This window comes from Mesorhizobium sp. A623, from assembly GCF_054489405.1.
This window is the reverse complement of the sequence record NZ_JBTMXB010000007.1, coordinates 72,177-97,568: the sequence shown is the minus strand read 5'-3', so window position 1 is coordinate 97,568 and position 25,392 is coordinate 72,177. Positions and strand designations below refer to the sequence as shown.

The window sequence follows — 25,392 nt, the reverse complement described above, 5'->3', positions numbered from 1 at the left end:
GCCCAACTATCTAGAGTAAAGCACAACGCCCAGCGTGCCCTCCCGCCACCCGGAAAACACAAAGGAGACCGCCATGAAATTTTTTGTCGACACCGCCGATGTCAAGGACATCCGTGAACTGAGCGAGCTTGGCCTCGTCGACGGCGTCACCACCAACCCTTCGCTGATCCTGAAATCGGGCGGCAAGATCGATGAGGTCACCAGGCAGATCTGTGAAATCGTCAAGGGCCCGGTCTCGGCCGAAGTGACCGCCACCGACTACGCCGGCATGATGGCGGAGGCCAAGGTGCTGGCCAAGATCGCCGACAATATCGCGATCAAGGTGCCGCTGACCTTCGACGGGCTGAAGGCCTGCAAGGCCATCCGCTCGGAAGGTCGCATGGTCAATGTCACGCTTTGCTTTTCCGCCACGCAGGCGCTGCTGGCCGCCAAGGCCGGCGCGAGCTTCATCTCGCCCTTCGTCGGCCGCCTCGACGACACCGGCATCGACGGCATGGAACTGGTCGCCGAGATCCGGCAGATCTACGACAATTACGATTTCGACACCGAAATCCTCGTCGCCTCGGTGCGCTCCACCAATCACGTCAAGCAGGCGGCGCTCATCGGCGCGGATATCGCAACGGTGCCGCCGGCAACGCTGAAGGAACTGGTCAAGCACCCGCTGACCGACAAGGGACTGGCGCAGTTCCTCGCCGATTGGGCCAAGACCGGCCAGAAGATCGGCTGAGCCGAAGAAGATTGTTTGATAACTCGCCCAGCAGCGGCAGATGGCTAGATCGCCGTGCGTCCTATCGGACGCACAAAGGACGATCTAACACTTTGATTGAGCATCGGAATAATCCGAAAACCGGATTCCACTTTTCGGTCCGATGCTCTAGCTGGGTTGAGTTTGCGAACGGACCCTCAGCGCTTGGCCAGGTCCTGTGCGATGGCCAGGCGCAAAAGATCGGCCAATTCCCGCGCAGCGCGATCCTCGACGTTGCGCAACGCGCGATAGGCGGCGAATTGCTGGGTCGGTATGTCGTAGGACGACGTCATGGAACGCCGGCCGGAAGCCACTTGCTTGCCGGTCTTGGCGTCGGTCAAGGTGTAGGCGGCCGTCAGCGTCACGGTGCCGGCCGTGGGCACGTCTTCATTGGCGGACACCTGAACGGAGGCCGCCGACTGCACGGATTCGGAAACGCCGAGGTTGAGCGAATAGACCGGCGCCGCCGGCTGGCCAGCACCGCCGGTGAGCGCGAAAATCAGATTGTTGCGAACCTGCTGGGCGTAGCGGCTGTCGACCGGCTTGATGGCGATGGAGGCAAGCTCGGCGGCCGGTGCGACCTGCGAACCCGCCGACAGCGGCGCGTTCGAATAGAGCGGCCGCACGGTGCAGGCCGAAACCAGCATTCCAGCGGCGATCAGGCCAAAAACCGCCACGCCGCGCATGGCCAGCGCCGTGCTCATCTTCCTGCTCTCAGGCAACCACATTGACGATCCTCTGAGGGACGATGACGATCTTGCGCGGCGCCTTGCCTTCGAGCGCCTTCTGAACGACGTCGAGAGCGAGCACGGCCTTTTCGATCTCACCTTGGTCCGCGTCGCGGGCAATTGTCAAATCGCCACGCTTCTTGCCGTTGATCTGCACCGGATAGGTGACTTCGTTTTCGACGATCAGCGCCGGATCGAATGCCGGCCATGGCTGTTCGGCTGCCATGCCTGTTCCACCTAGAACCAACCAGCACTCTTCCGCCAGATGCGGCATCATCGGCGCGATCATCACGGTCAGGAAATCGAGCGCCTGGCGCACACAGGCCGCACGCCCGTCCGTCGCGGCACCGCCGGTGGCGATTTCGCCGACATGCGGCGAAAGCACATTGGTCAGTTCGTAGAGGCGGGCGACGGCCTTGTTGAAGTGCAGCCGCTCGATATCCTCGCCGACGCCCTTCAGGATTTTGTGCGCGGCCCGCGAAACCGGCGCGAATTCGCCTTCGCGCGCGGGCTCCGGGCGAACCGCCTGCACATGCGGGGCGGCTTCCGCCACCAGACGCCAGACGCGCTGCACGAAACGGTGCGCGCCCTCGACGCCGGCTTCCGTCCAGATCACGTCGCGCTCGGGCGGCGAATCCGACAGCATGAACCAGCGCGCCGTGTCCGCGCCGTAGCTGGCGATGATGTCGTCGGGGTCGACCACGTTCTTCTTCGACTTCGACATCTTCTCGATGCTGCCGATCTGGATCGGCGTGTTGTCGTTCAACAGCGTGGCGTGGCGCTTGCCGTCGACTTCCTCGATCGCAACCTCGGCGGGCGTCACCCAGCCTTGCGGGCCTTTATAGGTTTCATGGACGACCATGCCCTGCGTGAACAGGCCCTCGAACGGTTCCTTGACCTCGTTCAGGTGGCCGGTGGCCTGCATGGCGCGGGCGAAGAAGCGCGAATAGAGCAGGTGCAGGATCGCGTGCTCGATGCCGCCAATATACTGGTTGACGGGCAACCAGCCGTTCTTGCCGTCGACATAGGCCAGCGTGGTCGGGGCCGTCTCGTTCCAGGGATCGGTGAAGCGGGCGTAGTACCAGGACGAATCCACGAACGTATCCATGGTGTCGGTATCGCGCCGTGCATCCTTACCGCATTTCGGGCAAGCGGTGTGCTTCCATGTCGGATGATGGTCGAGCGGATTGCCGGGCCGGTCGAAGGTCACGTCGGTCGGCAGTTCGACCGGCAACTGGTCGTCGGGAACCGGCACCGCGCCACAGACGTCGCAATGGATGACGGGAATGGGGCAACCCCAGTAGCGCTGCCGCGAGATCAGCCAGTCGCGCAGGCGAAACTGCACCTTGCGCTCGACTTGCGGGCGGTTGCCGACGCTGACGCCGGACAGGCGCGTCGCGACCTCTTCGAAGGCAGCTTCCGGCGTCATGCCATCGAGGAAGCGCGAATTGATCATGGTGCCGTCGTCGGTGAAGGCTTCTTCCGTTACCTGGAACGTCTTGGCGTCGGCACCCTCGGACATGACCACGGGTACGACCGGCAGGCCGTATTTGTTGGCGAAGTCGAGATCGCGCTGGTCGTGGCCCGGACAGCCGAAAATGGCGCCGGTGCCGTAGTCCATCAAAACGAAATTCGCGACATAGACCGGCAGCGTCCATTCAGGGTCGAACGGATGGGTGACCCGAATGCCGGTATCGAAGCCGCGCTTCTCCGCCGTCTCCAGTTCCGCTGCCGACGTGCCGCGATGGCGCACGTCCTCGATGAAGGCGGCGAGTTCGGGATTGCCTTCGGCGGCCTTCTTCGCCAGCGGGTGGTCGGCGGCAATCGCCATGAAGGAAGCGCCGAAGATGGTGTCGGGGCGCGTCGTGAAGATTTCGAGTTCGCGCTCGCCGGCAGGTGCCGTGTCCGGCGCGAGCGGCCAACGCATCAACAGGCCCTGCGAACGGCCGATCCAGTTTTCCTGCATGACACGGACTTTTTCGGGCCAGCGATCGAGCGTGGCCAAGCTGTCGACCAGGTCCTGCGCCATCGAGGTGATCTTGAAGAACCATTGCGTCAGGTCGCGCTGCTCGACGGGCGCGCCGGAGCGCCAGCCCTTGCCGTCGATGACCTGCTCATTGGCCAGCACCGTCATGTCGACCGGGTCCCAGTTGACCTTGGCCGATTTGCGTTCGGCCAGCCCGGAGCGCCAGAAATCCAGGAACATCTTTTGCTGGTGGCGGTAGTAGCTCGGATTGCAGGTGGCGATCTCGCGCGACCAGTCGAGCGACAGGCCCATCGTCTTCAACTGGCCCTTCATCGTCTCGATATTGGCATAGGTCCAGTCGCGCGGATTGACCTTGTTGTCGCGCGCGGCGTTCTCGGCCGGCAGGCCGAACGCATCCCAGCCCATCGGGTGCAGCACGTTCTCGCCCTTGGCGCGGTGATAGCGCGCAACGACGTCGCCCATCGTGTAGTTGCGGACATGACCCATATGGACGCGCCCCGACGGATAGGGGAACATTTCCAGCACGTAGTATTTCGGGCGCGGATCGTCGTTACGGGTTTCGAACAGCTTTTTGGCGTCCCAAGCCTTCTGCCATTTAGGCTCGGCCGCGCGCGGATTGTATCGTTCGGTTGCCATGATCGGTTTTTCACTTAAGAAGGCGGGGAAACCCCGAGATTTACGTGTGGAGATCGTGGTTCGGGTCTTCACCACGGTTTGGCAAACCCGTCAACCACAAGGGCGCCTGCCGGCGCGAAAACGGAGAAATTGAGCCATGGGCGATGCAGTCGAACAGCTTGCCGGCGTCAAGGCGAAGATCGCGGCGGCCGAGCGGGCAGCAACACGCGAAAGGGGCTCCGTCACGCTGGTCGCCGTCTCCAAGACATTCGACGCCGATGCCGTCCGGCCGGTGATCGAGGCAGGGCAGCGCGTGTTCGGCGAAAACCGCGTACAGGAAGCGCAGGGCAAATGGCCGGCGCTCCGCGAAGAATTCCCCGACATCGAACTGCATCTCATCGGGCCGCTGCAATCGAACAAGGCGAAGGAAGCGGTTACCCTGTTCGACACCATCGAGACGGTCGACCGCGAGAAGATCGCGGCCGAACTCGCCAAGGAGATGGCAAGGCAGGGTCGGGTGCTGAAACTGTATGTGCAGGTCAACACCGGCTCCGAACCGCAAAAGGCGGGGATCGAGCCGCGCGAAGCGGTCGCCTTCGTCCAGCGTTGCCGCGATGTCCACAAACTGGCCATCGAAGGGCTGATGTGCATTCCGCCGGCGGATGAAAACCCCGGCCCGCATTTCGCTCTGCTGGAAAAACTGGCGCGCGAAGCCGGCGTGGAAAAACTGTCCATGGGCATGTCGGGCGACTACGAGACGGCCGTCTCCTTCGGCGCGACCAGCGTACGGGTCGGTTCGGCGATTTTCGGCGGCAGGTGAAGAGATAACCCCTCATCCGTCTCGGCTTCGCCGATCCACCTTCTCCCACAAGGGGAGAAGGTAAGAGCGTGCATCGTCGCCACCGCCAATCACCAATGTTGACGATTGGCAGTCCGAATAGTGCAGACATTGCCTTCTCCCCTTGTGGGGCCCGAAGGGCGGGCGAGGCCCGTGACTCGCCCAGGGCGGTGGATCGACGCGTAGCGGCGAGACGGATGAGGGGTAGTGCCGCACACTCCCCTCCAAACAAAAAAGGCCGGGATTTTTGCCCCGGCCTTCCTATCGATCGTGTCCGAAAAATTACTCGGCGGCGACGATCTTGCCGTCTTCCCACTTGAACAGCGAGAAGCTCGGCGAAGACAGATCGCCATTCTCGCCATAGGTCAGCTTGCCGATGGCGGTCTGGACCGGCTCGCCGTCCTTCAGCGCGGCAGCGACCGCAATGGCGTCATCGGCCTTGCCGACCTTCTCGATGCCGGCCTTGATGACCTGCACGGCGGCATAGGCGTTCAGCGTGAAGGCTTCCGGCGGAATGCCCTTTTCCTTCAGTACGGCCACGGCCTCGGCCGAATCCGCGTTCTTGAGCGCGTCGGAAGCGTTGGTGAACAACGTGCCAGCCGCCGCCTGGTTGCCGATCGCCCAGTATTCGGTGTTGGACAGGCCTTCGCCGCCGATGATCTGCGCCTTCACGCCACCATCAGCGAGTTGGCGGGCCAGCAGGCCGCCCTCGGGGTGATAGCCGCCGAAATAGATCACTTCGGCACCGTCCTTCTTCAGCCGGCCGACGATCGCGGAATAATCCTTTTCGCCGGGCGTGATGCCTTCATACAAGACTTCCGTCTCGCCGCCCGCGTTGATGGCGGCCTTGAAGGCATCGGCCAGGCCTTTGCCGTAGGTTCCCTTGTCGTGGATGATGGCGATTTTCTTGCCCTTCAGGTGGTCCAGGACGTATTTGGCGGCAACTTCCGCCTGCTGGTCGTCGCGGCCGCAGGTGCGCAGCACGTTGGTCAGGCCGCGATTGGTGAGGTCGGGCGCGGTCGCGGTCGGCGTCACCATCAGCACGCCGTTCTCGGCGAAGACGTCCGACGCGGCCATTGCCACGCCCGAAGTCACTGGGCCGACGACGAAGCGGACGCCATCGCCTACCAGATTGTTGGCGGCCGAAACGCCCTGCTTGGGATCGCCGGCGTCATCGGCGAGCTTCAGCGTAACCTGCTCGCCCAGGATGCCGCCACTCTTGTTGATCGTATCGACCGCGGCTTGCGCGCCGTTCTTGACCTGATCGCCATAGGCAGCGACCGCTCCGGTCAGCGGCGCGACCAGGCCTATGACGATATCCGCATGCGCCATGGGCGCGAAGGCAAACGAGGCAGCCAGCGCGACGCCAGCTAACAAACGGTTTTTCATGGGTTTTCTCCTTGTGCGACGACCGACCCGGTTCATCGTAACCAAGGCATTCCAATAGCCCTTGCCGGCAGGCTTTGCAACTGAGCCGCCTTTGCAAGCGAGAGCGAATGCTTGTGCCAGCATCTCCTGCGAACGCAGGTTGCACAAGGCTTTCAACCCGATGTGCTTTCAGTGCAGCACGAACTCGCCGTCCACCTTGCGCCATTCGTTGGGCGCGATCAGCTTGCGGTGCGTGTAGGTGATCGAATGAAGCGGGCCGTCGAGCTTTTCCTTCCAGAACGCGATGAACCGCACCAGCACCGGAAAGGCGGGAGCGATATCGTAGTCCTGCCAGACGAAACTTTGCAGCAGATGCGGATGATCGGGATAATGGTAGAGGATGTTGGCCGTCGTCAGGCCATAGCCCTTCAGCATCAGATCCAGTTCGGATTGGTCCCTCATATCGCCCTCGCAAGCCTTGAGCACCGGTCCTTCGCCATCGGAGTCTGCGCCGGGATGGTTAACCGATGGTTGAAACGCGGCAAGCGCACTTTGGCTCCGTCCGCACGCGGTCGGGCAGCGACCCACAGCGCCGGCTGCGTCATCACGCCGCTGCCATTCGCAGGTCTGATGTTGCCGTAATGGCGTAAGTGGTAATAATACCACGGGTGCGCGACCGTTCGCCGCGCTGTTGCTTGCCGCATGCCGGCGACCGACCAGGGAGAGGAATCAGGAATGTCAGAGGTTTATGTCCACGAAGTACAGCCGGCGTGGAAAAAGAATGCGCTGATCGACAATGAAACCTACCAGAAATGGTATGCCGACAGCGTCAACGATCCTGACAAGTTCTGGGGCGAGCACGGCAAGCGCATCGACTGGTTCAAACCCTACACCAAGGTCAAGAACGCCTCTTTCGAGGGGGAAGTGTCGATCAAATGGTATGAGGATGGCCTCACCAACGTTTCCTACAATTGCATCGACCGGCATCTGGAAAAGCGCGGCGACCAGGTCGCCATCATCTGGGAAGGCGACGACCCCTCGGACGAGAAGAAGATCACCTATCAACAGCTGCACGAGCATGTCTGCCGCTTCGCCAATGTGCTGAAGAAGCATGGCGTCAAACGCGGCGACCGCGTCACCATCTATATGCCGATGGTGCTGGAAGCGGCCTATGCGATGTTTGCCTGCACCCGTATCGGCGCCATTCACTCCGTCGTGTTCGGCGGCTTCTCGCCCGACGCGCTGGCCGGCCGCATCACCGACTGCAAGTCGCATTTCGTCATCACCGCCGACGAGGGCCTGCGCGCCGGCAAGCACATCCCGCTGAAGGACAATACCGACAAGGCGATCGAGATTGCCGCCCGGGATGGCATCAAGGTCGACAAGGTCATCGTGACGCGCCGCACCGGCGGCAAGATCGACTGGGTCGAGGGCCGCGACTTCTGGCTGCACGAAGAGGCCGCGTCCGTCGAGCCGAACTGCGAACCCGAACATATGAAGGCGGAAGACCCGCTGTTCATCCTCTACACATCGGGCTCGACCGGCAAGCCGAAGGGCGTGCTGCACACCACGGGCGGCTATCTCGTCTATGTGTCGATGACCCACCAATATGTCTTCGACTACCATGATGGCGACATCTACTGGTGCACCGCCGATGTCGGCTGGGTGACCGGCCACTCCTACATTCTCTACGGGCCGCTCGCCAATGGCGCGACCACGCTGATGTTCGAGGGCGTGCCCAATTATCCGACGCCGTCCCGCATGTGGGAGGTGGTCGACAAGCACCAGGTCAACATCTTCTACACGGCCCCGACCGCGATCCGCGCCCTGCGCGGCGTTGGCGACGAATGGGTCCAGAAAACCTCGCGCAAATCGCTGCGTATCCTTGGTTCGGTCGGCGAGCCGATCAATCCGGAAGCCTGGGAATGGTATTTCAACGTCGTCGGCGAACAGAAGTGCCCGGTCATCGACACATGGTGGCAGACCGAGACCGGCGGCATCATGATCTCCCCCCTGCCGGGAGCCATCGATCTAAAGGCCGGTTCCGCCACCCGGCCGTTCTTCGGCATTGTCCCGGAATTGCTGGACGGTGACGGCAATATCATCGAGGGCGAAGGCAGCGGCAATCTGTGCATTCAACAGGCATGGCCGGGCATGACGCGCACCGTCTACGGCGACCATGAGCGCTTTGTGCAGACCTATTTCTCCGCCTACAAGGGCAAGTATTTCAGCGGTGACGGCTGCCGCCGCGACGAGGACGGCTATTACTGGATTACCGGCCGCGTCGATGACGTCATCAACGTGTCGGGCCATCGCATGGGCACGGCGGAAGTGGAATCGGCGCTCGTCGCCCATGACAAGGTGGCGGAAGCCGCCGTCGTCGGCTACCCGCACGACATCAAGGGCCAGGGCATCTACTGCTATGTCACGCTGGCCGAGGGCGTCGCCGCAAGCGACGAGTTGCGCAAGGAACTGATCGCGCATGTGCGCCACGAGATCGGCGCAATCGCCACGCCCGACAAGATCCAGTTCGCGCCCGGCCTGCCGAAAACCCGCTCCGCCAAGATCATGCGCCGCATCCTGCGCAAGATCGCCGAGGATGATTTTTCAGCGCTGGGCGACACCTCGACGCTGGCCGATCCGTCCGTCGTCGACGACCTGATCGCCAACCGGCAAAACAAGCGGGCGTAGGCTTGCATGGGCGTGATCGGAACGGTTTCGCATCTGTGGCGCTATCCGGTGAGTTCACTCGCCGGACAGCCGATGCACGAGCTTTCGTTCGGACCCGGTGGCGCGGAAGGCGACCGCGTCTACGGACTTTTCGACGTGGCGGACGGTATCGTGGCCGCTCCCGACAGGAATCCGGCGAAGTGGGACCAGGCGCCCCGCATCCGCACGCGGCTGTCGGGCGAAGGCGGGCTGGAAGTGGGAATTCCCGATGGCGGGTGGCTAGCAGCACCAGCCGCCATGAGCGACCGGGCGATCAGCGAGTATCTCGGCTTCGAGGTTTCTCTCCGACCTTATCTCGATGACGGGCCGCAACCGGCCGATGGTTCCGCCACCGCCCCGCGCTATCAAAAGGCGCCCATACACCTGCTCACCACCGCCTCGCTGGCGCGGCTCAAGGCGCTGCATCCGGCAGGCGATCCCGATCCCCGGCGCTTTCGCCCGAGCATCATGGTCGACATGCCGGCGGTCGAGGGCGAATTTCCGGAATCCGGCTGGCTCGGTCGTCGCCTTGCCGTCGGCGAGTTGGAACTGACGGTTTCCGAGCCGTGCCGCCGCTGCGGCTTCACCATTATCGCGCAGGACAATTTCGAGCACGACCCGGGCATCCTGCGCAACATCGTTCGCCACAACGCGCATAATTTCGGCGTCTACTGCACGGTGGACCGGCCGGGCCGCATCGGCCTCGGGGAACCAATGCGGTTTCTATAATTCGACCAGCCCTTGCCAACGCGGCCGGGAAACCCCATCCTTAGCCTTGTGTTCAACCAATCGAAAGGAGGTGATCCGATGTCGAGTGATTTCGTTTTGCGTTGCGTGGTCTCGGCGGATCGTCTCTTCGGGAAGCAGCCTTCCTGAAACGGCGTGACGCGCGGTTGATGGCTTAGGGCCGTCCCAAGGGCCGCGCCTGCAACGAAAGAACGGGGCCGCCGCTTCAGCCGAAGCGGCGGCCCTTTTTCTTGCGGGCATGCATTTGCCACCCACGAGTGCCATTCATGCAGTTCAGCCTATTTGGTCAAGGCCAACCGTTCGGTGTTCGCGATGATCTCCTTGAAAGCAGCGTCCAGCTCCGGGCCGGTCGAAACATCGTAGAAGTGCTTCAGGGAGGATGTGTCGTCGGTGGCGCAATCCTTCAGCACGGCGCGCGCCTGACTGGACTCGGACGTGGGCAGAGCGAAGCCGATGGTGAAGACGGAGATGCCTGCCTTTTTCATGTTGGCGCAGACGCTTTCGGCATAACTGCGCGATTTTGTGCTTTGGTCGTTTTGCGGCTGATTGTTCCTGTCGTCGCTGACCGGCACGCCCGCGAACGCGGTATTGAACGCGCCATCGGTCATCAGGATCGCCACCTTCGAGACCTTTTTCGAGTCGAAATTCGCCGGCCCCACACCCAAGCCAGCCGATTTGATCGTCGGAGCCCATTTCGGGGACAGCATATAGTATCCCCACTGCGCGGCGATTCCGCCAGCGGTTACGCCGTCCGCCTCGAAATCCCTGATGGTTGCCAGCAGCAAGTCCTTGTCCGCCGTCAGCGGCACCAGGTTGGCCAGAGGGCATATCTCGAGACGGTCATCACGATTGACCTTGGCGAAATACTCCTCGTCCTTGCCGTTACGACGAACGATGCGGATCGAATCGGGAGCGTCGTCCGAGAAATCGGCGCGGCCATCCTTCATTTTGCGCTCCGTGGCGCAGTTGTCCTGCGAACTGGTGAGCGAAACGAGGGTCGCGCCGGAATTGGCAGGCGGCAGATCCGGACCGCCGGGCTTCTCATAAAAAACGGTATTGGCGGCAAGCCCCCCGGCATTCACTCCTTCGGCATAAGGCACTATGGCCACCCGCACGCGCGGCTCGGCGCCGGCGACGTTGCCCCTGAGCAGGGCTTCTACGGCGTTCCGCGCCGCAGTCTGCAGATCGCCGATCTTATCCTTGTTGCCCGACTTCCTCATCGATCCAGTAATATCCAGCATCATCGCCACTTCGATCTGCTTGTCCGAATAGACCGCTGCGCCGACATTCGTGACGCGGCGGCTATTGGGCATGCCGAAAAGCGGAAAATAAAGCGGCACGTCGACATGGGCCGCGGCCTCCACCGTTTTCGCCGTCCTGTCGATGGTCAGCCTGTCGAGAACGATCTGGTCGTAAGTCAGGATGCCGCCCGTGCTGTTGGCGGTGAGAAACGCCTTCACCATCTTGGGTGCGTCGGCTTCCGTGATGTCGCCGAGCGTGATGCTGCGCGCCGTCGAGGTGACGGCCGCATCGACGGCGTTGCGCAGCGCCGATTTGGCGTTCATGAGTTGCGCTGTATCGACGGCGAAGCCCACGGCAAGCGCCAGGACGGACGATGCCACGCCGAAGATGATGGCGAAATTGCCTTTCCGGTCCCGTGCGAAAATGCCTGCCGTCCGGTTCAAATTTCCAAGAATCCGCATGATGCCTCCTATGCCGCTTGGCAAGGGCAATGCAGGATCGTTGCCAGATGCGGCGTCGATGCCGGGCCGGTACGGCAATCTCAGCGCAACATATTGATTTTGCTAGATTTACGGATCGCTTATAGTGAATGAACGGTAAACGAAATCGCGGCATCGCCGCCTGGTTTACCGATTGCTAACCATGCCCGGTTTTGCCTTTCCGGCGAGCGCGGCCCATTCCCGATACGGCACAGGCGTGCTGTCTCAAATACGGTCAACCGCACGGGCGTTTCGCCTCTCTTGCCCACTCGCGGTCCGGTCCATGCCGTGCAAGGATGGTCGAAGGCCGACGAAAAACGATGGAGCCCGAACGAATGCTGAAGATCGCCGGCCGGAAATTTGCGGCCTTCCTGTTCGACATGGACGGCACCATCCTCGATTCATCCAGGGTGGCGAGCCGGATATGGTCGGAATGGGCGGTTCGCCAAGGATTGGACGTGGAGGCGTTCATGCCGACCATCGCCGGCGTGCGGGCCATCGAGACCATCGCCCGGCTGGCGCTGCCCGGTATCGACGCCGCCTATGAGGCCGACGAAATCACGCGCGCCGAGATCGCCGATGTCGAGGGTATTCATGCCATCGATGGCGCGTTGGCGTTTTTGGCCGCGCTGCCCCCGCATCATTGGGCGATTGTGACGTCGTCGCCGCGCGAACTGGCGCAGCGACGGCTGGAGGCCGTCGGCATTCCCGTGCCGGCCGTTATCGTCACCGGCGAGGACGTGTCCCGCGGCAAGCCCGCTCCCGATTGTTTTCAACTGGGGGCAAAACGGCTCGGCGTTGATGTGCGCGATTGCCTCGTCTTCGAGGATGCGCCGGCCGGCATCGAGGCGGCGGAGGCTGCAGGGGCGGCGGTTGCCGTCATCACCGCCAGCCACCGCGATCCTTACGAGACGCGGCATCCGACGTTTGCCGATTACACCGGGCTAAAAGCCGTGGCGGACGCCGATGGCGGCATCTGGCTACATTCGGATTGATCCGAATGTTTCAGAAATCGCTGGTCAGGCCCTTCACTTCCCAGTCACCGTAGCGTCCGGGTTCCTTGCCGCCGCGACCGCCCAGTTCCTTCGGCAGGGTCGCTTCGTTTGCGTGAGCCAGACGGCGCGCTTCTGCTTCGGCCAGCGCGCGCTTGGCCTCGGGCGTCAACGTTTTTGCCTGGATGTCGGTATCGGTCATTTTTCTGCTCCGTCGGCTATGGAAGCCTTCCGGTGGATTGAAACAGGGGTGACTATTCCCCATCCTATAGCGAAACCCGGGCCAGATCGTAATGATGAATTACGGATGGACCCCGCCGCTAATGGAGCAGACGATGAATACCCTTCGCACCGCCATGCTTCTCGCCGTGATGACGGCGCTGTTCATGGGCGTCGGTTATCTGATCGGCGGATCGGGCGGCATGATGATCGCGCTGGTGGTCGCCGCCGGCACGAACCTGTTCAGCTACTGGAACGCCGACAAGATGGTTCTGTCGATGAACCACGCCGTCGAGGTCGACAAAAAGAGCGAGCCCGAATATTTCGCTATCGTGCGCGGCTTGGCCGAGCGCGCCGGCCTGCCGATGCCGAAAGTCTACCTTATCGACAGCGAGCAGCCGAACGCGTTTGCCACCGGCCGCAACCCCGAACATGCGGCGGTTGCCGCCTCTACCGGCCTGTTGCAGCGCCTGTCGCATGAGGAAGTCGCAGCCGTGATGGCGCATGAACTCGCCCATGTGCAGCATCGCGATACGCTGACCATGACCATCGTCGCGACGTTTGCCGGCGCGATCTCGATGCTGGGCAATTTCGCCTTCTTCTTCGGTGGCAACCGCAACAACAATTCCGGCTTCATCGGCGTGCTGGTGGCGATGATCGTCGCCCCCTTCGCCGCCATGATCGTGCAGATGGCGGTCAGCCGCACCCGCGAATATGCCGCCGACCGGCGCGGCGCGGAAATCTGCGGCAACCCGCTTTGGCTGGCTTCGGCCCTTGACAAGATCGCCCGCAACGCCGAACGCATCCCGAACCCGGCTGCCGAGCGAAATCCGGCAATGGCCCATCTCTTCATCATCAACCCCCTTTCCGGCGAGCGCATGGACAGTCTGTTTTCTACCCACCCGGCAACGGAAAATCGCATTGCCGCCTTGCAGGCGATGGCGCGCGAAATGGGCGGGCCTGCAGCCGCCCGGGAAACCGTTCGCGAGGCCAGCCCGAGCGGTCCGTGGGGCGATGCGAACGAGCCGGAAGCGACAGCCGAACCAGCGCCGCGGAAGGCCAATCCGTGGGGACGCAACCCGACCTCCGGGCCGAAAGGCCCATGGTCTTGAACGGCTCCGGAGACGGTGCAAACCGCGAAAGAAATGCTCGGCCAAGGGGCGCGCCTGTTGATCATGAGGCTGCCCGCACGCCCGGCCTTGCCGCGCGCAAGGCGGCTGCACGGCTGCTGGCCGCCGTCATCGATGCCCGGACGCCGCTCGACGGCATGACCGACCATGACAGCGGCCACCCGATGTACCGCTCGCTGGACATGCGGGACCGCGCGCTGGTGCGCGCCATCCTCGTCACCGCACTGCGTTACCGCATGACCATTGCCGGCCTGATCGCGCGCCGGCTGGACAAGACGCTGCCACCCAACGCCACTGCGCTCTCGCATATCCTGCATGTGGCGGCGGCGCAGATATTGTTCCTCGACATTCCAGACAGCGCCGCCGTCGATCTCGCCGTCACCCACGCCAAGTCCGATACGCGCACCGCGCGCTTTTCCGGCCTCGTCAACGGCGTGCTGCGCGGTATCGCGCGCGGCAAGGATACCGATCTGGCAGAGGCGCTGGCGAAAACCGACGAAGCGCCGAAATGGTTCTCTGACCGGCTTGAACAGGCCTATGGCGCGGAGACGGCAAGCAAGATTCTTCAGGCGCACAGGCATGAGGCGCCGGTGGATTTCTCGGTCAAATCCGATTCGGAAGGCTGGGCGGAAAAGCTTGGCGGCATCGTCACACCGACCGGCACCGTGCGGGTGGAAAAGCTTGCCGCTTCCGTCCCCGAACTGCCGGGCTTTGCTGAGGGCGCATGGTGGGTGCAGGACGCCGCCGCCAGCCTGCCCGCGCGCCTGCTGGGCGATATTAACGGGCTTCGCGTTGCCGACCTATGTGCCGCTCCCGGCGGCAAGACCGCGCAGCTCATCCTTTCCGGGGCCAAGGTCACCGCGCTCGACACGTCGAAGAACCGGATTGTCCGGCTGACGCAGAATCTGGAGCGCCTCGGCTTTGCGGCAGAAATCGTCCAGGCCGATCTGCTGAAATTCGAGCCGGAAACGCTGTTCGACGCGGTGCTGCTCGACGCGCCCTGTTCCTCCACCGGCACCGTGCGCCGACACCCGGACGTGCCTTGGACGAAGACGCCGGCCGATGTCGACAAGCTTGCGGATCTGCAGCGCAGGCTGTTGGCGCGCGCGGTCACGCTGGTCAAGCCGGGCGGGCGGATCGTGTTTTCCAATTGCTCGCTCGACCCGCGCGAAGGCGAAGACCTTTTTCGCGAATTTCTGGCGGAGACGCCGGGCGTCGCCAGCGATCCGGTCCTGCCCGGCGAAATCCCCAGCATCGACCCGTTTCTTTCGCCGCAAGGCACGCTGCGCAGCACGCCAGCCGACATGGACCTCGGCTCGCCCGGGCTTTCCGGTCTGGACGGCTTCTTTGCCGCGCGCATGCGCAAGACTGGCTGAACGTTTCAATCAGGGCGGGAAATACGCGAAACCGCCTTCGCACAAGCCTTTGAATCAAATACCCTTGTCTTTCGATAAGCAACGATTCTGGAGGCGTATTGGCCATAGAAGCCGGCAACACGACGCGGGTATGGATGCTCGTCGCACAGGAGGTATGGCGCCGGTCGCGCCGACGCCTGCGTGCCGGGCCTGCCTATCGCTGGCGCTATTCCGGCCGGACGCCCGAGCGTGTGCTGATTGCCCCGCCCGATTTGCGCCTGGCCGATCCGCAGATCGCGCTCGAGATATACTACGGCCGCTATCCTTTCTCCGGGCACCTCGTCGAGAGCGGTGGCCAGTCGCCGTTTCAGATCGAGATCGCCAATCGCGGCTGGCAAAAGAGCCTGCACGGCTTTCGCTGGCTGCGCCATATGCGCGCCGCAGACACCGATCTTGCCGCCGCCAATGCGCGCGCGCTGGTCACCGACTGGATCGCCATGCATGGCGGCCGCATAGCGGGCGTCGCCTGGGAACCGGGAACAACCGCCAAGCGCATCATTGCGTGGCTGCAGCATTCGTCCGTCGTGCTGCAGGGGGCCGAATTTCCCTTCTACCGCGCCTTCCTGAAATCGCTGGCCATGCAGATCCGCTATCTGCGCTCGATGGCGCGGGAAATGCCGGACGGCAAGGACCGGCTGCGCGCCCGCATCGCGCTGGCTTTCTCGGCCTTGTCGTTGCCCGCACCGGCCACCGCGCTGCGCGCCGCCACGCGCAATCTCAGCGAAGAGCTTGATCGCCAGATCTTGCCGGACGGCGGCCATATCTCGCGCAATCCGATGGCCGTTCTCGAAATCCTGGCCGATCTTCTGCCGCTTCGCCAGACCTATGCCAACCAGGCGGAAACCCCGCCGGCCGCCCTGATGGGCGCCATCGACCGGATGCTGCCGGCGCTGCGCTTTTTCCGCCATCAGGACGGCAGCGTTGCCCGCTTCAACGGCATGGGCGCGACCATCCACGACCGCGTCGTGGCCATCCTGCGCCATGACGACACCAGCGGCGCGCCGTTGCTGCATGCGCCGCATTCGGGTTATGAGCGGCTTTCCATGGGCGGCGTCACCGTCATCGCCGATACGGGTGCAGCACCCCCCATCGACGTTTCAGGTTCCGCGCATGCCGGCTGCCTGTCCTTCGAACTGTCGTCCGGCCGCCAACATTTCATCGTCAATGCCGGCATCGACACCTATGGCGCAGCCGAATTCCGGCCGCTGGCGCGGGCGACCGCCGCACATTCCACGGCAACGCTCAACGATACGTCGTCGGCGCGCTTCAGCCATACGCCCCGCTTCAGCGACCTGCTCGGCACGCCGCTGGTCGGCGGGCCGCGCCATGTGCCCTGCCGGCGCATAGACGACCGCGAGCGCCAGGGTTTCATCGCGCGCCATGACGGCTATGCCGCACGCTTCGGCCTCCTGCACGAGCGCGAACTGGGGCTGATCGCCAATGGCAATGTGCTGGCCGGCCGCGACCGCTTTTTGCAGGCGGGCGGCGGGGCGATCCACAAGGACGCGAAAGACGCCGTCGCGATCCGCTTCCACATTCACCCCGACATCATCCTCTCCCCTGACGAGCACGACCGGCTGGTGCTGACGGCGGACAATGCCGACCGCTGGGTCTTCACCTCGTCGGAGATCGAGCCGCAGGTCGAGGAATCGATCTATTTCGCCGGGCTTGGCGGGCCGCGCCGCAGCCGCCAGATCGTGCTGGCGTTCCGCGCCTCCGAGCTTGCCGAGGTCCATTGGCAGATGACGCGCACGAAAATCGCCGGCGCACCGCCAAGAGACTGATCTCCCTCCAGCCAAGTGTTTAATTTGGACGCGCCGTGTGATACGGCCCAGCCAACATCCCCCATGAAAGGCTGCATCGACATGGCCGTCGCCTCCAAAATGATTCCCGCGCCCGATCTCGTGCCGGTGCGCCGCGCCTTGCTTTCCGTCTCGGACAAGACAGGGCTGGTCGAGTTCGCGCAGACATTGGCAAAGGCGGGTGTGGAGCTTGTCTCGACCGGCGGCACGGCAAAGGCCATCGCCGCAGCCGGCATCGCGGTTCGCGACGTTTCCGAACTGACCGGCTTTCCCGAAATCATGGACGGGCGGGTCAAGACGCTGCACCCTTCCGTGCATGGCGCGCTGCTCGGCGTGCGCGACGATCCCGAGCATGTGGCGGCGATGCACAAGCACGGCATCGAGCCGATCGATCTCGTTGTCGTCAATCTCTACCCGTTCGAGGAAGTGCGCCGTTCGGGCGCGGACTATGCCTCCATCGTCGAGAATATCGACATTGGCGGCCCGGCCATGGTGCGCGCCTCGGCCAAGAACCACGCCTATGTCGCGGTCGTCACCGACCCGGAAGATTACGCCTCGGTGCTCAACGCTATCGAGATGAACCTTGGCTCGCTGTCGCTGGATTTCCGCCAGAAACTGGCCGCCAAGGCCTTTGCCCGCACCGCCGCCTATGATGCTGCCATCTCCGGCTGGTTCGCCGACGCGCTCGCCGTCGAGCATCCGGGCTGGCGCGCTTTCGGCGGCAAGCTTGAAACCGTGATGCGTTACGGAGAGAACCCGCACCAGCAGGCCGGCTTCTATGTCACAGGCGACAATCGGCCGGGCGTCGCCACGGCCAGACAACTTCAGGGCAAGCAACTGTCCTACAACAACATCAACGACACCGACGCGGCGTTCGAACTGGTCGGCGAATTCGACCCGGCACGCTCGGCAGCCATCGCCATCATCAAGCACGCCAATCCGTGCGGCGTGGCCGAGGGCGAAACGCTGAAGGAAGCCTACCTGCGGGCACTTGCCTGCGATCCGGTTTCGGCCTTTGGCGGCATTGTCGCCATGAACCGCACCCTTGACGCAGACGCGGCGGCAGAAATCGTCAAGACCTTTACCGAGGTCATCATCGCGCCCGACGCCAGCGAGGATGCCGCGCGTATCGTTGCGGCCAAGAAGAATCTGCGCCTGCTGGTAACCGGCGGCCTGCCCAATCCGCGCGCGCCCGGCACGACCGCGAAATCGGTCGCCGGCGGCCTGCTGGTGCAGAGCCGCGACAATGCGGTGGTCGAAGACCTGGACCTCAAGGTGGTGACCAAGCGCGCGCCGACGACCAAGGAAATGGCCGACCTGAAATTCGCCTTCCGCGTCGCCAAGCACGTCAAGTCGAACGCCATCGTCTATGTGCGCGACGCAGCTACCGTCGGCATTGGTGCCGGCCAGATGAGCCGAGTCGATTCATCGCGCATCGCCGCGCGCAAGGCGTTGGATGCGGCTGAAGCCGCCGGCATCGCCGAGCCGTTGACCAAAGGTTCGGTCGTCGCCTCGGATGCGTTCTTCCCGTTCGCCGACGGCCTGATTTCAGCCATCGAAGCCGGCGCCACCGCCGTCATCCAGCCGGGCGGCTCGATGCGCGACGACGAAGTCATCGCCGCCGCCGACGCCCACGGCATCGCCATGGTGTTCACCGGCGTGCGGCACTTCAGGCACTGAGCCTTTTTCCTTCGCCCCTTGTGGGAGAAGGAAAGGGCGCCCTATTCCTTTGGCCTGTCCGCCGGATAGGGCGTGCCGGCCAAAATCCACATGCCAGCCCCTAGGAACAGAATAATCGCGGCCATGCCGAGGCGCGGGGAACCGCTGACGGCGGTAATCGTCGCCACGGTGAAGGGCGCGGCGAAGCTCGTGGCGCGCCCGGCGAGCGCATAGATGCCGAAATAGCGGCCCGATTCCGCCGCCGTGACGCTGCGCGCCATATAGGAGCGCGACGACGCCTGCACCGGGCCGAAAGCCAGCCCGATCAGCAGCCCGAACGCGACATAGGCCTTTTCCGCCGGCGTGCCGAAAAGGCCGCCCGTATCGACACCCGGCAGTTGCCATGCACCGAACAGCGTATAGCCCGGTCCCGTCGAGACAATGCCGATTGTCGCAACCGTCAGGAAAACCAGCGAAATCATCACCATTTTCTTCGAGCCGAGCGACGTGTCGAGCCTGGCCGCGACGAGGCAGCCGAAGACGGCTACGACATTGAGGATGATGCCGAAGATGCCTATTTCGGTGATCGACCAGCCAAACATCGCCGCGGCAAAAGCGCCGCCCAGCGCCAGCAATGCGTTGACGCCGTCCTGATAAAGCATGCGGGCGACAAGGAAGCGGAAGATGCAGCCGCGCTCGCGCACCTCGGCGATCGTCGCCTTGAGTTCCTTCAGGCCTGCCCGCACCGCCGGACCAATTGGAATGCCCCGCACCGCATCGGGCGTGTAGAAAAACATGGGCAGGATAAAAACGAGATACCACAGCGCCGACAACGGCCCGGTGGCGCGCGCGTCCTCCCCCAGTTTCGGGTCGAGGCCGAATAGCGGCGTCACGCCGATGATGGTCTTGCCGCTTTCCGGCGAGCCCGCCAGGAAGGCGACGACGAAGATCAGCGCGATCATGCCGCCAAGATAGCCGAGCCCCCAGGCGACATTGGAAATCCTGCCAATCTCGCTCTTCGGCACCAGGCGCGGCATCATGGAATCGTTGAAGACGGTCGAGAACTCGGCCGCCACCGAGGCAAGCGAGAAAAGTAGCACGGCGAGGAAAAGGCTCGATCCGGGGGCTGCAAACCACAGCAGCGAGAGACTGCCGACCTGGACGATGGCGAAAAAGCCGATCCACGGCTTTCGCGGCCCGGTCTGGTCGGCGATGGAACCGAGCACCGGCGACAGGATGGCGATGACAAGGCCCGCCGCTGCGATGCCGTAGCCCCAGGCCGCCTGCCCCATGGCCGGGTCGCTCGCCATGCGCGACACGAAATAAGGGCCGAAGATGAAGGTGGTGACGACGGTGAAGAAGGGCTGTGCCGCCCAATCGAACAGCATCCACCCCCAGATGCCCCGGCCGGTAGCGCGCTGAACGGTCGCGTCGGTCATGTTTTCTCCAGCCGCCTGTGACTTTCAGATGACTGCACGTTTTTCCGGGCGGTGCAAAGGGCAATCGAAGTGGAAGGTACAGTGCGTTGGCTAACCCCCACCCCTAACCCCTCCCGCAAGGGGGAGGGGAATCAGGTGGCGCTTGAGTCAAACGGCCAAGCACTCTGCCCGAGGTGTCGGCGCGAAAAATTCCCCTCCCCCTTCCGGGGAGGGGTTAGGGGTGGGGGTAATTCCCATGCAAAAGGTTTTCCCGGAAGCGAACCGGCGAATTTCAGCCCTCGGCCCGCGACGAACCCGCTTACATCCCCGTCAAGTCGCTCATCAGGCCGGCGGCAACCGACAGCCGCGAAACGGTCAGTTCGCCGCCTTCGGTCAGCGCCTGCAGGCGCTCGCGTACCCGCGCAATGTTGCCGCCGCCCGCCTCCAGCCATGCCGCGACCGGGTCGGCAGCGCCTGCGTGGGAGGTCAATGCCGCAACCGCGATGCCGCGCCGCGCCGCGCCGATCGTGTCGCTCGCCCGCGACAGGGCAAGCTGATCGTAATAGTCCGACGGCGTGATCGAGTGCACGGCATCCTCGATGCGGGGTATGCGGAAAGCCTCGCTGACCGCGAAGAACGCCCTGGCGGCGGCAACGATATCCGCCTTGGCTATCCTTGCGGTCAGCGCGATATCCGGGATCAGTTCGGAGATATCGTTCAAGGCGAGGCGCTCGGCCAGTTTCTCTTGCGCGCCACCCGTCAACAGGTCCTGCCTGCGCTGTTCCACCCGCTGGCGCGAATAGGCGGGCAACAACGCCAGCAGCTTGGGCTCGAGCGCCTTGCGGACTTCGACCAGATCGGCGATGCGCTTGTCGAGCGGCGCGGCGGCGGTATCGTTTTTCAGATACCAGCCGCTCGTCATGAAAATCAGCCGGCTTACCGACTGGTAGAGATCGAGTTGCACCTGGCCGTCGATCTTGTTGTCAAGCGCATCGATCTCGCGGTAGAGCGCCGGCAGGCCGAAGCCGTCGCGGACGGCGGCGAACGTGCGCACGACATCGGCGGCGCTTCGCCCGGTAGACTCCTGCAGGCGGTTGACGAAGGACGGACCGCCGCGATTGATCAGGTCGTTTGCGACGACGCGGGCGATGATTTCGCGGCGCAGACGATGGCCGTGGATCTCCGTGGCGTATTTCCGGGCCATGCGCTCGGGGAAGTACCCCATCAGGTCGCGGTCGAAATGCGGCTCGTCGGGAACGTCCGAAGCGACGATGTCGGAAAACAACACGATCTTGGCATAGGCCAGAAGCACGCCGAGTTCCGCCCTTGTCAGCGGCTCGCCGCGCGCTTCGCGCTCAGCCAACGCTGCAGGAGAAGGCAGGGTCTCGACTGCCCGGTTGAGCAGGCCGCGCGCTTCCAACGCTTCCATGAACCGACCCTGATGGGCGATATCGGTCAATCCACGCTTGCGAGCCAACGAAAGCGCCAGCGTCTGCTGGGTGTTGTTGGCAAGCACCAACTGCCCGACTTCGTTGGTCATTTCGGCCAGCAGCTTGTTGCGCGCGGGCCGCGCCAACTCGCCCTTGCGCATGGCCGACGCCAGCGCGATCTTGATGTTGACCTCGACGTCGGAGCAATTGACGCCGCCGGAATTGTCGATGGCGTCCGAATTGCACTGCCCGCCCTTCAGGCCGAATTCGATGCGCGCGCGCTGGGTGACGCCGAGATTGGCGCCCTCGCCGATAACCTTGGCGCGCACATCCGAAGCGGTCAGTCGGATCGCGTCGTTGGCGCGGTCGCCGACTTCCTGGTTGGTCTCCCCGGAGCCGCGCAGATAGGTGCCGATGCCTCCGAACCACAACAGGTCGACGGGCGCGGCAAGAATAGCCCGCATGATTTCGCTCGGCGTCGCCACGGTCTTTGCCAAGCCGATCGCGGCGGCAGCGGCGGCCGGAAGCGTTACCGTCTTCTGACTGCGCGAGACGATGACGCCGTCCTTCGACAGTTTAGACTTGTCGTAGTCCTGCCAACTCGAGCGCGGCAGGTCGAACAGCCGCTGGCGCTCGGCGAAAGAGGCCGCCATGTCTGGGTCGGGATCGATGAAGATGTCGCGATGGTCGAAGGCGGCGATAAGCCGTGTCTGCTCGGACCGCAGCGCACCGTTGCCGAACACGTCGCCCGACATGTCGCCGACGCCGACCATGGTGAAGGGCGTGGTCTGGATGTCGCGGTTCATCTCGCGGAAATGCCGTTTAACCGCCTCCCATGCGCCTTTGGCGGTGATGCCCATCTTCTTGTGGTCGTAGCCTGCCGAACCGCCGGAGGCGAAGGCGTCGTCCAACCAGAAATCGTGCGCCTGGCTGATGGCGTTGGCGGTGTCGGAAAACGTTGCCGTGCCCTTGTCGGCGGCGACGACGAAATAGGGATCGTCAAAATCGCGGCGCGTCACGCCGGCGGGCGGCACGACATGATCGATGTCGATATTGTCGGTGATCGACAACAGGCTGGAGATGAAATTCCGGTAGGCCGCCTTGCCGGCCTCGAAAATCGCCTCGCGGCTGCCGCCCATGGGCAAGCGCTTGGGAAAGAAACCGCCCTTGGCGCCGACCGGCACGATCACGGCGTTCTTCACCTGCTGGGCCTTGACCAGGCCTAGAACTTCCGTGCGGTAGTCCTGGGCGCGGTCAGACCAGCGCAGGCCGCCGCGCGCGACCGGACCGAAACGCAGGTGGACACCCTCGACTTCTGAACCGTAGACGAGGATCTCGCGCCATGGCTTCGGTTCGGGCAGGCCATCGATAGTGCGCGAATCGAGCTTGATCGCCAGCGACTGGCCTTTTTCCGCCTTGCCCGCCACGAAATGGTTGGTCCTCAGCGAAGCCTCGATCAAATTGAGGTAGCGGCGGATGATGGTATCGTCGTCGATATTAGGGACGTCCTCCAGCGCATCCTTGATCTTGGCCTTGAGGTGCTTGGCGGTGACGACGCCCTCGCCTGCGGCATCCGGCCCGAGCAGGGCGACGAACAAGGCGTGAAGCCCGCGCGCGATGTCGGGATAGCGGTTGAGCGCGGCGGCGATGAAATCCTGGCTCTGCGGAATACCGGCCTGCTGCAAATAGCGCCCATAAGCGCGCAGCACGGTAATCTCGCCCGACCACAGGCCGGCGGTCTGGGCAAGCCCGTTATAGCCGTCATTGTCGACATCGCCGTTCCAGACGGCCAGAAAAGCGTCCGCGAACAACGCGCCGCCGTCGCCGAGTTCTATCGGCTTGCCGTTGGTGCTTTCCAGTTCCATGTCGTGGATGAACACCACGTCGGCCGTGTCCCGGCCGATCTCGAACGTGCGCTCGCTGATGACCCGGAAGCCGATATTTTCCAGGATGGGAACGCGCCGCGACAGCGCCACCGGCGCGCCGTGATGGTAAATCTTCAGCGAAGCCTGCGTCGCGGCCTGGCCGGGATCGCGATAATAATCAATGTCGATGGGATTGCCGGCGGTGATCTTGGAGATGCGTTCGGCATCGGCAAGGGCGACGGCGGCAGTGAAGCTGTCGCGGTAGCTTTCGGGGAAGCGCGCGGCGATGGCGTTGAGGCTCGTGCCGCTGCCCGCCGCCTCGGCGGCCTCGGCCAGCGCGTCCTCCCAGGTTCGCACCATATCGCGGATCGCCGCCTCGATGGCCGCCTGCTCGATTTTCGGCGTCTTGCCCCCGGAGCGCCCGATAACGAAATGGATGCGCGCCAGCCCGCCTTCGGGAAAGGCCGGATAGTAGGCCGACAAGCGCCCCTGATAAATCGTCTTCAGATAGGCGCCGATCTTTTCGCGCGCGACGCTGTCGTAGCGGTCGCGCGGCACGAAGACGAGGATCGAGACGAAGCGGTCGAACTGGTCGATGCGCACCAACGCCCGCACGCGCGGCCGGTCGATCAGGCCAAGGATCGCCTCGGCATGCTTGCGCAGCGTCGGCACCGGAATCTGGAACAATTCGTCGCGCGGATAGCTTTCCAGCACGTTGATCAGCGCCTTGCCGGAATGGTCGCCCGCGTCGAAGCCCGCCTTGGCGATGACGCTTTGCGCCTTCGACCGCAGATAGGGGATTTTCATCACCGAGCGCGTATAGGCCGTCGAGGTGAACAGGCCGACGATACGCAATTCGCCCGACAGCACGCCCTTGGCGGTGTATGTCTTGACGCCGACATAGTCGAGATAGATGCGGCGGTGAACGACTGACTTGGCGTTCGCCTTGGTGACGATCAGCGGTTCTGGACCGTGCAGGAAGGCGCGGATTTCGGGCGTCGTCGTAACCGCCTCGGTGCCGCGGCGCAGCACCAGCACGTCGGGGTCGGTCAAGATGCCCAGCCCCTCGCCCTCTTCGCGGTCCAGCGTGCCGCTCTTCTCGCCGCCACTATATTTGTATTCGCGCATTCCCAGGAAGGTGAAATTGTCGTCGCGCAGCCATTCGAGGAAGGCGATCGCCTCGGTAACGTGGTTCTTGTCGAGCGGCACCGGCGCATAGCGGAACTCGGAGATCGCCTGGTCGAGCCGGGCCAGCATCGGCTTCCAGTCGACAACGCAGGCGCGGACCTGCCTCACCACCTTTTCGAGCCGTCCCGCCAAGGCCTGTGCCTGTTCTGCGGTCAGCCTGCCGACATGGACGTGAACGACGCTCAGGCGGTCATACGCCGGATCGCCTTTGGCAAAACCGCCATCGCCGAGAATTTCGGCCACGCCGTTTTTGCCGTGCTTGACCACGATGACCGGGTGCGTGACGAGGTAAGGCTCGCTGAACTCTTCGGTAATCTCGCCCAGGATCGAATCGAACAGGAAAGGCATATTGTCGTTGACGACGGTAATGACGGTTACCGGACGGCCGTCGCGGACAACGCCGGACTCGGCATCGATGGCGACGACGCTTTCTCCGTTCCTGTGGCGGGCAACCGCGTTGCGGGCCAGGGCGGCGGCGCGCTGCAACTCGGCTTCATCGTAGCTGGCGACATCTTCGGCGGGCGCGCGCGACAGCAGGTAGTCAGCGAACACGGCGGGCTTTTCTCCGGGCTTTCCCGTTTCTGCTTTCGCTCCTGGAGCGCTTTTCGGTTTACGCGCAGTTTTCGGGTTTGCCATAACGCTGAATTCTCCCTCCTGGCCCAGGCTTTAACCTATCGTAACCAGATGATCCGTGTTTGGCGACAAGGGTTTGACGCCCGCCAAAGATAAATAACGATTAGCTTTCGGATGCCGGTCAGAGCGCCGAATGCAGGGACAAGCGTGGCCTCGGGCTGGACGTGGTGCGTGGCAAATCAG

Annotated in this window: 17 protein-coding genes; 9 read left to right on the top strand and 8 right to left on the bottom strand. The window is 63.5% G+C overall.

All coding sequences use genetic code 11. From position 1 onward, the window contains the following. Positions 1–73: 73 nt before the first annotated feature. Positions 74–727, top strand: a complete 654-nt coding sequence (fsa, locus tag ACX3P1_RS09515) for a fructose-6-phosphate aldolase (protein ID WP_459079327.1) — start codon at positions 74–76, stop codon at positions 725–727. 176 nt (positions 728–903) lie between these two features. On the opposite strand, the gene lptE is transcribed toward fsa, so the two are convergent. Continuing rightward, the gene (gene lptE / locus ACX3P1_RS09510) at positions 904–1,473 is read right to left on the bottom strand and encodes an LPS assembly lipoprotein LptE (RefSeq protein ID WP_459079326.1); all 570 of its coding nucleotides are present in this window, start codon (positions 1,471–1,473) and stop codon (positions 904–906) included. Continuing rightward, positions 1,460–4,096 carry a leucine--tRNA ligase gene (gene leuS / locus ACX3P1_RS09505; protein WP_459079325.1) on the bottom strand — a complete coding sequence of 879 codons (2,637 nt, stop codon included), beginning with the start codon at positions 4,094–4,096 and terminating at the stop codon, positions 1,460–1,462. The genes lptE and leuS overlap by 14 nt, the downstream gene beginning before the upstream one ends. A 136-nt stretch (positions 4,097–4,232) precedes the next feature. Here leuS and ACX3P1_RS09500 point away from each other — a divergent pair, with 136 nt between their 5' ends. After that, the gene (locus ACX3P1_RS09500) at positions 4,233–4,895 is read left to right on the top strand and encodes a YggS family pyridoxal phosphate-dependent enzyme (RefSeq protein WP_459079324.1); all 663 of its coding nucleotides are present in this window, start codon (positions 4,233–4,235) and stop codon (positions 4,893–4,895) included. Between the two features lie 300 nt (positions 4,896–5,195). Here ACX3P1_RS09500 and ACX3P1_RS09495 read toward each other — a convergent pair whose 3' ends face one another. Both ACX3P1_RS09495 and ACX3P1_RS09490 read right to left on the bottom strand, forming a co-directional pair. Then, positions 5,196–6,302 (bottom strand): branched-chain amino acid ABC transporter substrate-binding protein, encoded by a 1,107-nt coding sequence (locus ACX3P1_RS09495; RefSeq protein ID WP_459079323.1) that lies wholly within the window; start codon positions 6,300–6,302, stop codon positions 5,196–5,198. A gap of 168 nt (positions 6,303–6,470) precedes the next feature. Further along, the gene (locus ACX3P1_RS09490; protein ID WP_459079322.1) at positions 6,471–6,743 is read right to left on the bottom strand and encodes an usg protein; all 273 of its coding nucleotides are present in this window, start codon (positions 6,741–6,743) and stop codon (positions 6,471–6,473) included. 273 nt (positions 6,744–7,016) lie between these two features. On the opposite strand from ACX3P1_RS09490, the gene acs reads away from it, so the two are divergent. Then, entirely contained in the window at positions 7,017–8,972 is a 1,956-nt protein-coding gene (acs, locus tag ACX3P1_RS09485; protein ID WP_459079321.1) for an acetate--CoA ligase, read from the top strand. 6 nt (positions 8,973–8,978) lie between these two features. Further along, positions 8,979–9,719, top strand: coding sequence for an MOSC domain-containing protein (locus ACX3P1_RS09480; RefSeq protein ID WP_459079320.1), 741 nt, complete (start codon positions 8,979–8,981; stop codon positions 9,717–9,719). 296 nt (positions 9,720–10,015) lie between these two features. On the opposite strand, the gene ACX3P1_RS09475 is transcribed toward ACX3P1_RS09480, so the two are convergent. After that, on the bottom strand, positions 10,016–11,440 hold the full coding sequence (locus ACX3P1_RS09475) for a TadE/TadG family type IV pilus assembly protein (protein ID WP_459079319.1): 1,425 nt from the start codon (positions 11,438–11,440) through the stop codon (positions 10,016–10,018). 353 nt (positions 11,441–11,793) lie between these two features. Here ACX3P1_RS09475 and ACX3P1_RS09470 point away from each other — a divergent pair, with 353 nt between their 5' ends. Then, the gene (locus ACX3P1_RS09470; protein ID WP_459079318.1) at positions 11,794–12,453 is read left to right on the top strand and encodes an HAD-IA family hydrolase; all 660 of its coding nucleotides are present in this window, start codon (positions 11,794–11,796) and stop codon (positions 12,451–12,453) included. 10 nt (positions 12,454–12,463) lie between these two features. Here the strand turns inward: ACX3P1_RS09470 and ACX3P1_RS09465 are convergent, their stop codons facing one another. Next, the gene (locus tag ACX3P1_RS09465) at positions 12,464–12,652 is read right to left on the bottom strand and encodes a DUF1674 domain-containing protein (RefSeq protein WP_459079317.1); all 189 of its coding nucleotides are present in this window, start codon (positions 12,650–12,652) and stop codon (positions 12,464–12,466) included. Positions 12,653–12,785: 133 nt separating this feature from the next. On the opposite strand from ACX3P1_RS09465, the gene htpX reads away from it, so the two are divergent. The 4 genes from htpX (at position 12,786) to purH (ending at position 18,696) form a co-directional block, all read left to right on the top strand. Continuing rightward, positions 12,786–13,781: a zinc metalloprotease HtpX gene (gene htpX, locus ACX3P1_RS09460; protein WP_459079316.1), complete on the top strand. Its 996-nt coding sequence runs from the start codon at positions 12,786–12,788 to the stop codon at positions 13,779–13,781. Continuing rightward, positions 13,772–15,175, top strand: a complete 1,404-nt coding sequence (locus ACX3P1_RS09455; protein ID WP_459079315.1) for an RsmB/NOP family class I SAM-dependent RNA methyltransferase — start codon at positions 13,772–13,774, stop codon at positions 15,173–15,175. The genes htpX and ACX3P1_RS09455 overlap by 10 nt, the downstream gene beginning before the upstream one ends. A 98-nt stretch (positions 15,176–15,273) precedes the next feature. After that, entirely contained in the window at positions 15,274–16,998 is a 1,725-nt protein-coding gene (locus tag ACX3P1_RS09450; RefSeq protein ID WP_459079314.1) for a heparinase II/III family protein, read from the top strand. A gap of 81 nt (positions 16,999–17,079) precedes the next feature. Then, positions 17,080–18,696, top strand: coding sequence for a bifunctional phosphoribosylaminoimidazolecarboxamide formyltransferase/IMP cyclohydrolase (purH, locus tag ACX3P1_RS09445; protein ID WP_459079313.1), 1,617 nt, complete (start codon positions 17,080–17,082; stop codon positions 18,694–18,696). Between the two features lie 41 nt (positions 18,697–18,737). On the opposite strand, the gene ACX3P1_RS09440 is transcribed toward purH, so the two are convergent. Both ACX3P1_RS09440 and ACX3P1_RS09435 read right to left on the bottom strand, forming a co-directional pair. Next, positions 18,738–20,114 (bottom strand): MFS transporter, encoded by a 1,377-nt coding sequence (locus ACX3P1_RS09440; protein WP_459079312.1) that lies wholly within the window; start codon positions 20,112–20,114, stop codon positions 18,738–18,740. Between the two features lie 298 nt (positions 20,115–20,412). Then, a complete protein-coding gene (locus tag ACX3P1_RS09435) occupies positions 20,413–25,212 on the bottom strand; it encodes an NAD-glutamate dehydrogenase (RefSeq protein WP_459079311.1) in 4,800 nt (1,599 codons plus the stop codon). Between the last annotated feature and the right edge of the window lie 180 nt (positions 25,213–25,392).